Raw genomic sequence first — 16,683 nt, forward strand, 5'->3', positions numbered from 1 at the left:
GCTGAACCTGCCGGTGCAGCAGACGGTGGAGGCCGTCGACGCCCAGGCCGTGGTCGTGGGGACCCTGCGGCGCGACGAGGGTGGTCTGGAGCGGTTCCTGACCTCCGCCGCAGAGCTCTACGTCAGCGGAGCAAGCGTTGACTGGCGGAAGGCGTTCGCCGGACACGGTGGTCGGCAGGTTGAGCTGCCGACGTATGCCTTCCAGCGGGAGCGGTACTGGCTTGATGTTCCTGCGGGTGTGGGTGATGTGGGTTCGGTGGGGTTGGGTTCGTTGGGGCATCCGTTGTTGGGTGCGGTGGTGTCGTTGGCGAGTGGTGGTGGGGTGTTGCTGAATGGGCGGTTGTCGTTGGCCACGCATGAGTGGTTGGCGGATCATGCTGTGCATGGGGTTGTGTTGTTGCCGGGGACGGCCTTTGTCGAGTTGGTGGGGCAGGCCGGGGACCAGGTTGGTTGTGGCCGGGTTGAGGAGCTCGTTCTTGAGTCGCCGCTGATCCTGCCTGAGCACGGTGGGGTGCGGCTCCAGGTCGAGGTGGGGGAGGCGGACGCTTCCGGCTTCCGCGAGGTGAGCGTGTTCTCGCAGGAGGAGACGGAGGATGAGGGTGCCGCCTGGACGCGGCACGCCCACGGTCTGCTGGGTTCGGCTACGCCCGGCTCCGGGGACCGGTTTGACTTTGGTGTGTGGCCTCCGGTGGGGGCTGAGTTGGTTGATGTGTCGGGTGAGTATGTGCGGGCGGCGGAGAATGGGGTGGAGTATGGGCCTGTTTTTCGGGGGTTGAAGCGTGCGTGGCGGTGTGGTGGTGAGGTGTTTGCGGAGGTTGAGCTTCCGGAGGGTGAGCGGGAGCGGGCGGGTGAGTTTGGTTTGCATCCGGCGTTGTTTGATGCGGCGTTGCATGCGTTGGGTGTGAGTGAGGGTTTGGCGGGTGGGTCGGGGAGTTTGTTGCCGTTCTCGTGGCGTGGGTTTGTGCTGGAGGCGATGGGTGCGACGTCGTTGCGGGTGCGGTTGGCGTTGGTGGGGGATGGTTCGGATGCGGTGTCGGTGTGGGTGGGGGATGAGTCGGGGCGTGGGGTGGCGTCGGTTGAGTCGTTGGTGTTGCGGCCGGTGGATGCGGGTCAGTTGAAGTCTGGTGGGGTGGTGCGGGACGGGTTGTTCCGTATGGAGTGGGTGGATGTGCCTGGGGTTGTGGCGGCGGGTGAGGTGGCGTCGGGGACTGAGGTGGTGCGGGTTGTGTCGGATGGTTCTAAGGATTCGGGTGTGGTGGGTGAGGTGTATGGGCGGGTTCTTGAGGTGTTGGAGCGGGTGCAGGCGTGGGTGGGGGATGAGGGTGTTGCGGGTGAGCGGTTGGTGGTGGTGACTCGGGGTGCTGTGGATGTGGGTGATGGTGGTGGTGTGGTGGATTTGGGTGGGGCTGCGGTGTGGGGTTTGGTGCGGTCGGCGCAGTCGGAGAATCTGGGGCGTGTGGTGTTGGTGGATACGGATGATGTGGAGGGTGTGGAGGGTGTGCTTGGTGGGGTGTTGGGTTTGGGGGAGGAGCAGGTGGTGGTGCGGTCGGGTGTGGTGCGGGTGCCGCGGTTGGGTCGGGTGGTGTCTTCGGGTGGTGTTTCGGAGTCGGGGGTGTTTGGTGTTGGTGCGGTGTTGGTGACGGGTGGTACGGGTGTGTTGGGTGGTGTGGTGGCGCGGCATCTGGTGGCTCGCCACGACGTGAGAAAGCTGGTGTTGCTTTCTCGTCGTGGTGAGGGGGCTGAGGGTGCGGCGGAGTTGCGGGCGGAGTTGGAGGCTGCGGGTGCTGAGGTGGTGATCGCGGCGTGTGATGCTGCGGATCGTGGGGCGTTGGCTGGGGTGTTGTCGGGGTTGCCTGAGGGTTTTGGGTTGAGTGGTGTGGTGCATGCGGCGGGTGTGTTGGATGACGGGTTGTTGACGTCGTTGACGCGTGAGCGGGTTGAGGTGGTGTTGCGGGCGAAGGTGGATGCGGCGTGGAACTTGCATGAGTTGACGGCGGGGTTGGATCTGTCGGCGTTCGTGTTGTTCTCTTCGGCGGCGGGGACGTTGGGTGGTCCGGGTCAGGGGAGTTATGCGGCGGCGAATGTGTTCTTGGATGGTCTTGCGTCGTGGCGGCGGGCTCGGGGGTTGTCGGGTGTGTCGATGGCGTGGGGTCTGTGGGCCGAGGCCAGCGGCATGACAGGACACCTCGGCGAGGACGACGTCCAGCGGATATCCCGCTCGGGCCTGGTGCCGCTGGCCACGGACGAGGGGCTTGAGCTGTTCGACGCGGCTCTGATCTCGGCTGAGGCTGTTCCGGTTCTCTTCCGGCTGGACATCCCGGCGCTGCGTGCGCAGGGCGCCGAACTCCCCGCCCTCTTCCGTAACGTCGTGCCGGGGATGACGGTCCGGCGCGTCGTGGGCGCCGGAACCGTGGACGACATCGCAGCCCGTCTGCGCCGGCGACTGGCAGGCATGCCCGAGGCGGATCAGGAGCAGTTCCTGCTCGAAGAGCTGATCCGCGTCCAGGCCGCCGCCGCCCTGGGACACGCGAAGCCGGACACCGTCGAGGTGGGACGGCCCTTCAAGGAACTGGGCTTCGACTCGCTCACGGCTGTGGAACTCCGGAACCGCCTGAGTACGGAAACGGGACTACGCCTCCCGGCCACGCTTGTCTTCGACTACCCGAACCCGACCGTACTGGCGGGCTACCTGCGCTCGGAGATCCTCGGGGAGCAGGACACGGCCATCACGGCGCCGGCGGCGGGCGGACCCGCCAACACCCCGGCAGACACGGACGACGACCCGATCGCGATCGTCGCCATGAGCTGCCGATTCCCCGGTGGGGTGCGGACGCCAGAGGAGCTCTGGCACCTGGTGATGGGCGGTACCGACGCCACCGCCTCGCTCCCGTCCAACCGCGGCTGGGACCTGGAGACGACGTACGACCCAGACCCCGCGCGCGAGGGCACGTACTACGCCCGCAACGGTGGCTTCCTCTACGACGCGGACCAGTTCGACCCGGCGTTCTTCGGGATCTCGCCGCGTGAGGCGCTCTCGATGGACCCGCAACAGCGGCTGCTCCTTGAGACGTCGTGGGAGGCGTTCGAGCGGGCCGGTATCGACCCCGAGTCGGCGAAGGGAAGCCGGACCGGAGTCTTCGTCGGCGTCGTGTACAACGACTACGGGGCCCGGCTGCAAGGGAACGCCCCCGAAGGTTTTGAGGGCTATCTCGGCACCGGCAGCGCGGGCAGCGTGGCCTCGGGCCGGATCTCCTACACCTTGGGCCTGGAAGGGCCCGCGGTGACGGTGGACACCGCGTGCTCGTCGTCGCTGGTCGCGCTGCACCTCGCGGTGCAGGCGCTGCGCCAGGGCGAGTGCGACCTGGCGCTCGCCGGTGGCGCGACGGTGATGTCCACCCAGGCCGGGCTGGTGGACTTCAGCCGCCAGCGTGCGCTGTCCGCCGATGGCAAGTGCAAGGCGTTCAGCAACGCCGCGGACGGGTTCGGATTCGCCGAAGGCGTCGGGCTGCTGCTCGTCGAGCGGCTGTCGGACGCCCGACGCAACGGCCACGAGGTGCTGGCCCTCGTCCGGGGCTCCGCGGTCAACCAGGACGGTGCGTCCAACGGCCTGACCGCCCCGAACGGACCGTCGCAGCAGCGGGTGATCCGCGCGGCGCTCAAGACCGCCCGCCTGTCGGGCGCCGAGGTCGACGTGGTCGAGGCGCACGGTACGGGTACGTCGCTGGGTGACCCGATCGAGGCGCAGGCCCTGCTGGCCACCTACGGCCAAGACCGGCCCGCGGACCAGCCGCTGTGGCTCGGATCGGTGAAGTCGAACATCGGCCATTCGCAAGCGGCGGCCGGTGTGGCCGGCGTCATCAAGATGGTGATGGCGATGCGGCACGGCGTGCTGCCCAAGACCCTGCATGTGGACGAGCCGTCGGAGCATGTGGACTGGTCGGCGGGGGCGGTGTCGCTGCTGACCGAATCGACCCCGTGGCCGGAGACGGGTGAGCGGCGCCGGCGGGCGGGTGTGTCGTCCTTCGGCGTGAGCGGGACGAACGCGCACGCGATCTTGGAGGAGGCGCCGGAGGTTGAGGCGACCGAGGAGTCTGCCGACGGCGCCGTGGCGGGTCCGGTGGCGTGGGTGGTGTCGGGTCGTGATGCGGCTGGGTTGCGGGCGCAGGCGGGGCGGTTGCGGGAGTTCGTGGCGGAGCGTGCGGAGTTGGGCGCCGCCGATGTGGCGTTCTCGTTGGCGTCTTCGCGTTCGGTGTTTGAGCACCGTGGGGTGGTGACGGGTGCTGATCGTGGCGAGCTGTTGGCGCGGTTGGGTGTGTTGGCCGGGGACGAGGTGGCCCCGGGTGTGACGCGTGGTGTGGCGGATGTGCGTGGTCGTTCGGTGTTTGTGTTCCCGGGTCAGGGGGCGCAGTGGGTGGGTATGGCGGTGGGGTTGTTGGATTCCTCGCCGGTGTTCGCGGAGGCGGTGGGCGAGTGTGAGTCGGCGTTGTCGGCTTATGTGGACTGGTCGTTGACGGGCGTGTTGCGTGGTGCTGAGGGTGCGCCTGGTTTTGACCGGGTGGATGTGGTGCAGCCGGTGTTGTTCGCGGTGATGGTGTCGTTGGCGAAGTTGTGGCGTTCGGTGGGTGTGGAGCCGGATGCGGTGATGGGTCACAGTCAGGGTGAGATCGCGGCTGCTTGTGTGGCGGGTGCGTTGTCGCTGGAGGACGCCGCGAAGGTGGTGGCGCTGCGCTCGCAGGCGATTGCTGCTGGGCTTGCTGGCCGGGGTGGCATGGTGTCGGTCGGGCTTTCGGTCGAGCAGGTGCGCGAGCGCATTGCCGCCTGGGACGGCGCGATATCGGTCGCGGCGGTCAATGGTCCGGGTTCGGTCGTGGTGGCCGGTGATCCGGGTGCGTTGGATGAGATGGTCACCCAGTTGGAGGGTGAGGAGGTGCGGGTTCGCCGGGTGCCGGTGGATTACGCCTCGCACTCCGCGCATGTGGAGTCGATCCGTGAGGAGTTGCTGAAGGTCCTGGCGGACCTGAAGCCGCGTACCGCCGACGTGCCGTTCTACTCGACCGTGTCCGGTGAGTTGGTGGATACGGCCGGTCTGGACGCCGGGTACTGGTATCGGAACCTGCGCCAGACCGTGGAGCTGGAGGCCACCACCCGCGCCCTGCTCGATGACGGTCACACCGTGTTTATCGAGGTGAGCCCGCATCCGGTGCTGAACCTGCCGGTGCAGCAGACGGTGGAGGCCGCTGAGGCGCAGGCCGTGGTCACCGGGACGCTGCGGCGGGACGAGGGTGGTCTGGAGCGGTTCCTGACCTCTGCCGCCGAGGTGTTCGTGCGGGGTGTCAAGGTTGACTGGGTCGCCCTGATCGGGGGCCGGAGTGCCCGTCGGGTGGGCTTGCCGACGTACGCCTTCCAGCGGCAGCGGTACTGGCTGGACGCTCTCTCGGCTGCCGAGGTGGCGTCCGCCGGTGACGGCTTGAGCGCCGATGCGGTGGACGCGCGTTTCTGGGAGGCCGTCGAGCGCGAGGACCTGGAGTCGCTGGTCCGCACGTTGGAGGTGGAGGGCGAGGAGGCGCAGTCGTCGTTGACGGCGCTGCTTCCCGCGCTGTCGTCCTGGCGCCGTCAGCGGCGTGAGCAGAACACGGTGGAGAGTTGGCGTTACAAGGCGGTCTGGAGGCCACTGGCATCCGCGTCCGAGCCGACTCTCTCGGGCACCTGGCTCGTGGCCGTTTCGGAAGCCCGTGGCGACGAGACCCTGACCGCCGCCGTGCTGGATGGCTTGACCGGTCGTGGTGCGCATGTCGTCCCCGTGGTCGTCGGGGCGGCGGATGACCGTGGGGTGGTCGCGGAGCGGCTGCGTGGTGCGCTTGACGGGGCCGGGGTGGAGTCGTCGGGTGTGGCGGGTGTGTTCTCGCTGCTGGCGCTGGATGAGTCGGGGCACGGGGCCTTCGAGGGTGTTCCTGCTGGGTTCGCCGCGTTGGTGGGGCTGGTTCAGGGGCTGGGTGACGCGGGTGTGACCGCTCCGTTGTGGTGCGGTACCCGGGGTGCGGTGTCGGTGGGTCGTTCCGACCGGCTGGTGAGTCCGGTGCAGTCGTTGGTGTGGGGTCTGGGGCGGATCGTGGGGGCGGAGTACCCCCAGCGCTGGGGTGGGCTTGTTGACCTGCCCGAGGTGTTGGACGTGCGTGCCGTGTCGCGGCTGGTTGGGGTGCTGTCCGCGGAGGATGGCGAGGATCTGGTTGCGGTGCGTGGTTCGGGTGTGTTCGGCAAGCGGTTGGTGCGGGCTTCTGTGTCCGAGACTGCCGGCGCTGGTGGGTGGCGTTCGAGTGGTTCGGTGTTGGTGACCGGTGGTACGGGTGCGCTGGGTGGCCATGTGGCCCGGTGGCTGGCGCGTACGGGTGCTGAGCACCTGGTGCTGACCAGCCGTCGCGGGTTGGAGGCCGAGGGCGCCGTCGAGCTGAAGGCGGAGCTTGAGGGCCTGGGTGCCCGGGTGACGGTGGCGGCGTGTGACGCGGCCGACCGTGAGGCCCTGGCGGCGGTGCTGGACGCGATTCCGAGCGAGTTCCCGCTGACTGCGGTGGTGCACACGGCCGGTGTGTTGGACGACGGTGTGGTGGACGCCCTGACGGTGGAGCGGGCGGCCGGGGTGTTGCGTCCGAAGGTGGACGCGGCGCGGAATCTGCACGAGTTGACGGCGGGGTTGGACCTGTCGGCGTTCGTGTTGTTCTCCTCGGCGGCGGGCACGTTGGGTGGTCCGGGTCAGGGGAGTTACGCGGCGGGCAATGCGTATCTGGACGCGTTGGCGTTGCAGCGGCGTGCCGACGGGCTTCCCGCCACCTCGATCGGCTGGGGCGCCTGGGCCGGAAGTGGTCTGGCGGTCGCCGGGGGGCACGAAGAACAGATGAGCCGCTCGGGGATGCTGGCCATGTCCCCCGAGCTGGCGATCGCGGCGCTGCACCAGGCGTTGGACCACGACGAGACGTTCCTCGCCGTCGCGGACATCGACTGGACACGTTTCGAAGCGGACTCCCCCGACACCCCCCTCTTCCGCGAGTTGCGCAGTGCGCGAACCACGGCCACGGGGGAGCAGCCCACGCCGGGCAGCGCCGAGGGCGGGCGGGCGGACCTTCACGACCGGCTGGAAGCCCTGCCCCGGGAGAAGCGCGAAACCGCGCTGCGCGATCTGGTGCGTGCCCAGGCCGCCGAAGTCCTCGCTCACGACAGCGCGGACGCGGTCGCCTCGGACCGTGCCTTCCGCGACCTCGGCTTCGACTCGCTGACCGCCGTCGAACTGCGCAACCGGATCGGCGCGGCGACCGGGCTGCGACTGCCGGTCAGCCTGGTCTTCGACTACCCCACGCCCACGGTGCTGGCGCGGTTCCTGAACGGCGAGATGTTCGGTACCGAAGAAGGCGGCGCCGCCGAGATCGCGCCGCCCCGATCGGACTCGTACGACGAGCCCATCGCGATCGTGGCGATGAGCTGCCGCTTCCCGGGCGGCGTGCGGACCCCCGAGCAGTTGTGGGACGTGGTGAACGCCGGAGTCGACACGATCTCCGGATTCCCCGACGACCGTGGCTGGGACCTGGAGGGGCTCTACGACCCCGACCCCGACAAGCCGGGCAAGACCTACGCGCTCACCGGCGGATTCCTGGACAACATCACCGACTTCGACCCGGACTTCTTCGGTATCTCACCGCGTGAGGCCCTGGCCATGGACCCGCAGCAGCGGTTGCTGCTTGAGACGTCCTGGGAGGCGTTCGAGCGGGCCGGCATCGACCCGGCGGCGTTGCACGGCAGCCAGGCCGGTGTCTTCATCGGCTCGAACTATCAGGACTACAGCGGCCGGGCGGTCAGCGCGCCGGACGGGGTGCAGGGCTACATCGGACTCGGCAGCGCGTCCAGCGTCGCCTCCGGCCGCCTCTCCTACACCTTCGGCTTTGAGGGCCCGGCCGTGACGGTGGACACCGCGTGTTCGTCGTCGCTGGTCGCCCTGCACCTGGCCTGCCAGTCGCTGCGCCAGGGCGAGTGCGACATGGCGCTGGCCGGGGGCGTGACGATCATGGCCACGCCGGGCACGTTCGTCGAGTTCAGCGCCCAGCGCGTGCTGTCGCCTGACGGGCGGTGCAAGGCGTTCTCCGCCGAGGCCGATGGCACCGGCTGGTCCGAGGGCGTGGGCATGCTGCTGGTGGAGCGGCTGTCGGACGCCCGGCGCCGCGGCCACCAGGTGCTGGCCGTCGTCCGGGGCTCGGCGATCAACCAGGACGGCGCTTCCAACGGTCTGACGGCGCCGAACGGCCCGTCGCAGCAGCGTGTGATCGGCAAGGCCCTTGAGAACGCGGGTCTGTCGGCCGCCGATGTGGACGTGGTCGAGGCGCACGGTACGGGTACGTCGTTGGGTGACCCGATCGAGGCGCAGGCGCTGCTGGCCACCTACGGCAAGGAGAAGTCCGAGGACCAGCCGTTGTGGCTGGGTTCCATCAAGTCGAACATCGGGCACACGCAGGCCGCCGCCGGTGTCGCGGGCGTCATCAAGATGGTGATGGCGATGCGCGAGGGCGTCCTCCCCAAGACCCTCCACGCGGACGAGCCCTCCCCACACGTCGACTGGACCAGCGGCGCGGTGTCGCTGCTTACCGAGGCGACCGCGTGGCCGGAGACGGACCGTCCGCGCCGGGCGGCCGTGTCGTCCTTCGGGATCAGCGGCACCAACGCGCACACGATCATCGAGGCGGCCGACGCCATTGAGTCGCCGTCGTCGTCGCCGGAGACGGATGGCGATGCCGCCGGTTCGCCAACCGGCATCACGGTGGTTCCCTGGCTGCTCTCCGGCAGCAACGCCGATGCGCTGATCGCCCAGGCCGGGCGGCTGCGCGAGTTCGACGGTGTGCGCACCGCGGACGCCGGTGACGTCGCCGACATCGGCTATTCGCTGGCGACGACCCGATCCGCCCTGCCGTACCGCGCTGCCGTGGTCGCGGAGGACCCGGCGCAGTTCCGTTCCGGGCTCGAAGCACTGGCGGAGCGCAGGAACGCCGCCACGCTGATCCAGGGCGTGGCACGGGCCGAACACAAGACGGCGTTCCTGTTCTCGGGCCAAGGGGCGCAACGGCTCGGCATGGGACGGGAGTTGTACGACGCCTTCCCGGTCTTCGCCCAGGCGCTGGACGAGGTGTGCGCGCATCTCGATGTGCTGCTCGACCGTCCGCTCACCGAGGTGATGTTCGCGGCCGAGGGCAGCGCCGACGCCGAACTGCTGAACCAGACGGCGTTCACCCAGCCCGCGCTCTTCGCCATCGAAGTGGCGCTCTACCGGCTGCTGGAGCACTGGGGCATCACCCCGGACGTGCTGATCGGCCACTCCATCGGTGAGATCGCCGCCGCCCACGTGGCCGGGGTGTTCTCCCTGGAGGACGCGTGCGCCCTGGTGGCGGCCCGTGGCCGGCTGATGCAGACGCTGCCCGAAGGCGGCGCGATGGTGGCCGTCCAGGCGCCCGAGGCGGAGGTCGCCGCGTCGCTGGCCGGTCGTGAGGCCGAGGTGAGCATCGCGGCCATCAACGGCCCCACGGCCGTCGTCATCGCGGGCGACGAGCCCGCCGTCCTTGAGATCGCCGGACAGTGGGAGCGAGAGGGCCGCAAGACACGCCGCCTGCGAGTCAGCCACGCCTTCCACTCCCCCCGCATGGACGGTGTGCTCGGTGACTTCCGGAAGGTCGTCGAGGGGCTGGTGTTCGCCCCGCCGACCATCTCCCTGGTCTCCAACGTCACCGGTGCCCCGGCCGACGCGGACGAGGTGTGCTCGCCGGAGTACTGGGTCCGCCATGTGCGCGAGGCCGTGCGGTTCGCTGACGGGGTACGGACCCTGGAGAACCTGGGCGTGACCTCGTTCGTCGAGGTGGGCCCCGACGGTGTGCTCACCGCGATGGCCCAGGACTGCCTGACGGCCGCAGAACCCGATGGCGCGGTCGCCCCCGCCCTCGTTTCCGTGCTGCGCAAGGATCGGCCCGAGCTCCAGTCGCTGACCAGGGCGCTGGCCGAACTCCACGTCCACGGCACCACGGTGAAGTGGGAAGCGGTGTTCGCCGGGCACGGCGCCCAGCGGGTGGAACTGCCCACCTACGCGTTCCAGCGGCAGCGCTACTGGCTCGAAGCCGCGCCGACCACCAGTGAAGACGTGACATCGGCCGGCCTGGACTCGCCCGACCACCCGCTCCTCGGTGCCGCGGTCACCCTGGCCGAAACCGACACCTACCTGTTCACCGGGCGCCTGTCGGTCGCCACTCAGCCGTGGCTGGCCGACCACGCCTTCGCGGACACCGTCCTCTTCCCCGGCACGGCCTTCGTGGAACTGGCCCTGCGCGCGGCCGAGCAGGTGGGCTACGAGCGGGTGGAGGAACTGACCATCGAAATGCCGCTGGTCCTGCCCGTGCGCGGCGCGGTCCAGATCCAACTCGCCGTGGGCGAGCCCGACGAGTCCGGAGCCCGCCCGCTCAACCTGCACTCCAGGCCCGAGGACGCCCAGCCGGACGCCCCCTGGACACGTCATACGACCGGCCTGCTCAGCAGGGACCCGTCCACCACGGCACCGGAGTCCGTGGCCGCCGACTTCGCCGTGTGGCCGCCCGCGGGGGCGGAGACCGTCGACGTGGCGGATCTCTACGACCGGTTCATCGACGTCGGCTTCGCCTACGGCCCGGCCTTCCAGGGGCTGCGCGCCGCCTGGCGCCGTGGCGACGAGATCTTCGCCGAGGTCGACCTGCCCGAGGCGCAGCAGGGCGAGGCCGCGCGCTACGGTCTCCACCCGGCGCTGCTCGACGCGTCTTTGCACACCGTGGCGTTCAAGCCGTCCGGCAGCGACGGGAGCACCCTCCCGTTCTCGTGGAACGGCGTGACCCTCCACACGAGCGGCGCGTCCGCGCTGCGCGTACGGCTGACGAGCGTCGGCGAGGACACGGTCTCGCTCCATGTCACCGACACCTCCGGCGCGCTCGTCGCCTCGGTCGACTCCCTCGTACTGCGGCCCGTGGCCCCGGAGCAGGTGAACTCGGTCCAGCCGCACGAGTCGCTGTACCAGGTCGAATGGGTACCGACCGTCCCGAAGACGAGCGGCGTGGCCACCGGGCGCTGGGCGCTCGTCGGGCCCGACCGGGCCGAGCTGTCCGGCGTCATCGGATCGGCCGACGTCACCCTGGACAGCTACCCGGACCTCGCCGCCCTGGCCGAGGCCATCGACGCGGGCGCCACCGCGCCCGACGTCGTACTCGCCGCTCACCTGTCCCGCACCGGCCGGACACAGGAGTTGGCACCGGCGGTACGGGAAGCCAGCCACCACGCCCTCGACCTGCTCAAGAACTGGCTGGCCGACCACCGGCTCGGCGCCTCCCGGCTGGTGTTCCTCACCCAGGGGGCCATCGCCGCGGGCGACGACACCGATGTGGCCGACCCCGCCGGTGCGGCCGTCTGGGGCCTGGTGCGCTCGGCCCAGTCCGAGAATCCCGGCCGGTTCGTCCTGGCCGACCTGGACGATCAGGAAGGCTCGCGCCGGATCCTCCCCGCGGTGCTCGCCACCGACGAACCACAGCTCGTGGTCCGCAACGGCACGGCCCTGGCCGGCAGGCTGGCCCGGGTAGCGGCGCGCGGCAGCGCGTCCGAGCAGGGCGGCGGGTCGGCCACGACCGGCCTCGCCTGGGACCCGCAGGGCACCGTCCTGGTCACCGGGGCGGCATCCGGCCTCGGTGGCCTGGTCGCCAAGCACCTCGTCGGCGAGCACGGCGTGCGCCACCTCGTGCTGGTCAGCCGCCGCGGCCTCGCCGCGGACGGCGCGGCCGACCTGCGGACGGAACTCACGGAGCTCGGCGCCCACGCCGAGGTCGCCGCCTGTGACACCGCCGACCGCGACTCCCTCGCCGCACTCCTCGCCTCCCTGCCGGACGAGCACCCGCTCACCGCCGTGGTGCACACCGCCGGAGTGCTGGACGACGGCGTCGTCGAAGCCCTCACCCCCGAGCGGGTCGACCGCGTGCTGCGGCCCAAGGTGGACGCGGTACTCAACCTGCACGAGCTGACCGCCGGTCTCGACCTGTCCGCGTTCGTGCTCTTCTCCTCGCTCTCCGGGACCCTCGGCGGCACCGGCCAGGCCAACTACGCGGCTGCCAACGCCTTCCTGGACGCGTTCGCCCACCGGCGCAGGGCCGAGGGCCTTCCCGCACAGTCGCTCGCCTGGGGCCTGTGGGAGGAGCGCAGCGGCATGACCGGCAAGCTGGACGAGGCCCACATGCGGCGCCTCGCACGTGAGGGCGTGACCCCGATGTCCTCCGAGGAGGGCCTGGCCCTGTTCGACACCGCTTGCGGCATCGACGCGGCCACCCTGGTCCCGGCACGGCTCAACGCCGCGGCGTGGCGATCCCAGGACGGGCCGATCCCGGCGCTGCTGCGGGGCATCATCCGGACCACGGCCCGCCGCGGCGCCACGAAGGCGGCCACGGGCGGCTCCGGTACCAGCGCCGCCGACCTGCGTCGCCGAATCGGCTCGATGAACCCCGCCGCCCGGCAGCAGGCGCTCCTCGAACTGGTCACGGAGCACGCGGCCATGGCGCTGGGCCACGACAGCTCGCGCATGATCGCCCCTGACCGTGGCTTCCTGGAGCTCGGCTTCGACTCGCTGACCGCGGTCGGACTGCGCAACCAGCTCGGTACGGTGACCGGCCTGCGGCTCCCCGCCACCCTGCTGTTCGACTACACGACGTCCAGGGCGCTTGCCGGCTACCTGGCACAGGAGCTCGTCGCGGAAGAGCCGGACGCGTCGCTGGTGCTGCCGGTCCTGTCGGAGCTGGAGAAGCTGGAGAGCTCGATCGCCGATGTGGTGGCGGACGAAGCCGCCACGGCACGTCTCACCTCGCGCTTGCAGCAGGTCCTCGCGAAGCTGACCACGGGTCAGCAGGCGGAGACGGCGAACGGCGGAGTCGCCGCCGACAAGTTCGAGTCGGCGACCGACGACGAGATCTTCGACTTCCTCGACGAGGAACTCTCGTGACGCGGACGCCCCCGTCCCCGGAAGTTACTGGCCGAAGGCTTTCCACCCCTGCCCGGGGTGCTCAGAGGAGTGACAAGAAACGGTGAGCGAGACCAAGCTGCGCGACTACCTCAAGCGCGCGACGGCCAGCCTGCACGAAACTCGTCAAGAGCTGAAGGAACTCAAGGACAGGGACCGGGAGCCCATCGCGATCGTCGGCATGGGGTGCAGGTACCCCGGCGGGGTGGAGTCGCCCGAAGACCTGTGGGAGCTGGTCTCCTCCGGCACCGACGCGGTCTCCACCTTCCCCGTCGACCGGGGGTGGGACGAGGACCTGTACGACCCCGACCCGGAGAAGCCGGGCAAGAGCTACACGCGTGAGGGCGGGTTCCTGCACGACGCGAACGGCTTCGACGCCTCCTTCTTCGGCATGAGCCCGCGTGAGGCACTGGCGACCGACCCGCAACAGCGGCTGCTCCTGGAGACCTCGTGGGAGGCGCTTGAGCGGGCGGGCATCGACCCGGCGTCCGTCCGCGGTAGCCGAACCGGCGTGTTCGTCGGCGTGATGTACAACGACTACGGCTCCCGCATCCAGGCCATACCGGAGGGCCTCGAAGGCCACCTCGGTAACGGCAGCGCGGGAAGTGTCGCCTCCGGCCGCATCTCCTACACCTTCGGCTTCGAAGGCCCCGCCATGACCGTGGACACCGCGTGCTCCTCGTCGCTCGTGGCGCTCCAACTGGCCGTCCAGGCGCTCCGCAAGGGCGACTGTTCGCTCGCGCTCGCCGGTGGCGTGGCCATGATGGCGACACCAGGGGTGTTCATCGAGTTCAGCCGGTTGCGCGGACTCGCCGTGGACGGACGCTGCAAGTCGTTCTCGAACGCTGCCGACGGCACAGGCTGGTCCGAGGGCGCCGGTGTGCTGCTGCTGGAACGGCTGTCCGACGCCCAGCGCAACGGGCACCAGGTGCTGGCCGTGGTACGGGGCGCCGCCGTGAACCAGGACGGGGCGAGCAGCCGGCTGACGGCACCCAACGGCCCCTCGCAGCAGCGGGTGATCCGCGACGCGCTGCGCAACGCCGGCCTGTCCGCGGCCGATGTGGACGCGGTGGAGGCACACGGCACCGGAACACCGCTGGGTGACCCGATCGAGGCGCAGGCGCTGCTGGCCACCTACGGCCAGGAGCGGGCGGAGGGCCGGCCGTTGTGGCTGGGCTCGTTCAAGTCGAACGTGGGCCACACCCAGGCTGCCGCGGGCGTGGGCGGCGTCATCAAGATGGTGATGGCGATGCGGCACGGTGTGTTGCCGCGGACGCTGCATGTGGAAGAGCCGTCGGAGCATGTGGACTGGTCGGCGGGGGCGGTGTCGCTGCTGACCGAGTCGACCCCGTGGCCGGAGACGGGTGAGCGGCGCCGTGCTGGTGTGTCGTCCTTCGGCGTGAGCGGGACGAACGCGCACGTCATCCTGGAGGAGGCGCCGGAGGCCGAGGCGGCCGACGACGCCGCGGCCGAGGTCGTCGACGGTCCGGTGGCGTGGCTGGTGTCGGGTCGTAGCCAGGAGGGGCTGCGGGCGCAGGCGGGGCGGCTGCGGGAGTTCGTGGCGGAGCGTCCGGAACTGGGCGTCGCCGATGTGGCGCGGTCTCTGGTCATGACCCGGTCAGTGCTGGAGCACCGCGCCGTGCTGGTGGGCCGGGACCGGGACGAGCTGCTGGCCGGCCTGGGCGCCGTCGCGGAGAAGTCTGCCCTTCCGGGCGTGGTGGTGGGCGAGAGCGCGCCACCCGGTCGTTCGGTGTTTGTGTTCCCCGGGCAGGGGGCGCAGTGGGTGGGTATGGCGGTGGGGTTGTTGGATTCCTCGCCGGTGTTCGCGGAGGCGATCGGTGAGTGTGAGTTGGCGCTGTCGGCTCACGTCGACTGGTCGTTGACGGATGTCCTGCGTGGTGCTGAGGGTGCTCCCGGTTATGGCCGGGAGGATGTGGTGCAGCCGGTGTTGTTCGCGGTGATGGTGTCGTTGGCGAAGTTGTGGCGTTCGGTGGGTGTGGAGCCGGACGCGGTCATGGGCCACAGCCAGGGCGAGATCGCTGCCGCGTGTGTGGCGGGTGCGTTGTCGCTGGAGGACGCCGCCAAGGTGGTGGCGCTGCGCTCGCAGGCCATCGCTGCTGGTCTGGCTGGCCGGGGCGGCATGGTGTCGGTCGGGCTGCCGGTCGACCAGGTGCGCGAGCGCATCGCCCGGTGGGATGGTGCGATTTCGGTCGCTGCGGTCAATGGTTCTGGTTCGGTTGTGGTGGCTGGTGATCTTGGTGCGTTGGATGAGATGTTCGCGGAGCTTGAGGGTGAGGAGGTGCGGGTTCGTCGGGTACCGATTGACTACGCCTCGCACTCGGCGCATGTGGAGCCGATCCGCGAGGAGTTGCTGAAGGTCCTGGCGGACCTGAAGCCCCGTACTTCCGACGTGCCGTTCTACTCGACCGTGTCCGGTGAGCTGATTGACACGGCAGGTCTGGACGCCGGGTACTGGTATCGGAACCTGCGCCAGACCGTGGAGCTTGAGGCCACCACCCGCACCCTGCTCGGGAGCGGGCACGGTGTGTTCATCGAGGTCAGCCCGCATCCCGTACTCACCGTTCCCGTACAGCAGACCGTCGAGGCCGTCGACGCGCAGGCCGTGGTCACCGGGACCCTGCGGCGGAACGAGGGTGGCCTGGAGCGGTTCCTGACCTCCGCCGCCGAGGAGTTCGTGAACGGCACCGAGGTGGACTGGGCCACCGTGCTGGAGAACCGAGGCGGTCGGCGGGTTGAGTTGCCGACGTATGCGTTCCAGCGGGAGCGGTACTGGCTTGATGTTCCTGCGGGTGTGGGTGATGTGGGTTCGGTGGGGTTGGGTTCGTTGGGGCATCCGTTGTTGGGTGCGGTGGTGTCGTTGGCGAGTGGTGGTGGGGTGTTGCTGAATGGGCGGTTGTCGTTGGCCACGCATGAGTGGTTGGCGGATCACGCTGTGCATGGGGTTGTGTTGCTGCCGGGTACGGCCTTTGTCGAGCTGGTGGGGCAGGCCGGGGACCAGGTTGGTTGTGGCCGGGTTGAGGAACTGGTCCTGGAAGCGCCGCTGATCATGCCCGAGAAGGGCGGGGTGCAGCTTCAGGTTGAGGTGGAGGAGGCGGACGCTTCCGGCTTCCGCGAGGTGAGCGTGTTCTCGCGGGAGGAGACAGCGGGCGAAGGCGCGCCCTGGACGTGCCATGCCCGTGGTGTGCTCGCACCGGTGGCAGGTGCCGACACGGCTTCCTTTGACTTTGGTGTGTGGCCTCCGGTGGGGGCTGAGTTGGTTGATGTGTCGGGTGAGTATGTGCGGGCGGCGGAGAATGGGGTGGAGTATGGGCCTGTTTTTCGGGGGTTGAAGCGTGCGTGGCGGTGTGGTGGTGAGGTGTTTGCGGAGGTTGAGCTTCCGGAGGGTGAGCGGGAGCGGGCGGGTGAGTTTGGTTTGCATCCGGCGTTGTTTGATGCGGCGTTGCATGCGTTGGGTGTGAGTGAGGGTTTGGCGGGTGGGTCGGGGAGTTTGTTGCCGTTCTCGTGGCGTGGGTTTGTGCTGGAGGCGATGGGTGCGACGTCGTTGCGGGTGCGGTTGGCGTTGGTGGGAGATGGTTCGGATGCGGTGTCGGTGTGGGTGGGGGATGAGTCGGGGCGTGGGGTGG

General features: G+C 69.8%; 2 protein-coding genes. Both read left to right on the forward strand.

Features of this window, described 5'->3' with window-relative positions; translation table 11 throughout:
• On the forward strand, positions 1-13,021 hold a 13,021-nt coding region (locus ACMA1D_RS31160), incomplete at its 5' end, for a type I polyketide synthase (protein WP_414727337.1).
• A gap of 82 nt (positions 13,022-13,103) precedes the next feature.
• The coding region (locus ACMA1D_RS31165; protein ID WP_414727338.1) for a type I polyketide synthase at positions 13,104-16,683 on the forward strand (3,580 nt) is incomplete at its 3' end.

Origin of the sequence: Streptomyces sp. 796.1 (assembly GCF_047525675.1) — a bacterium.
GTDB lineage: Bacteria > Actinomycetota > Actinomycetes > Streptomycetales > Streptomycetaceae > Streptomyces.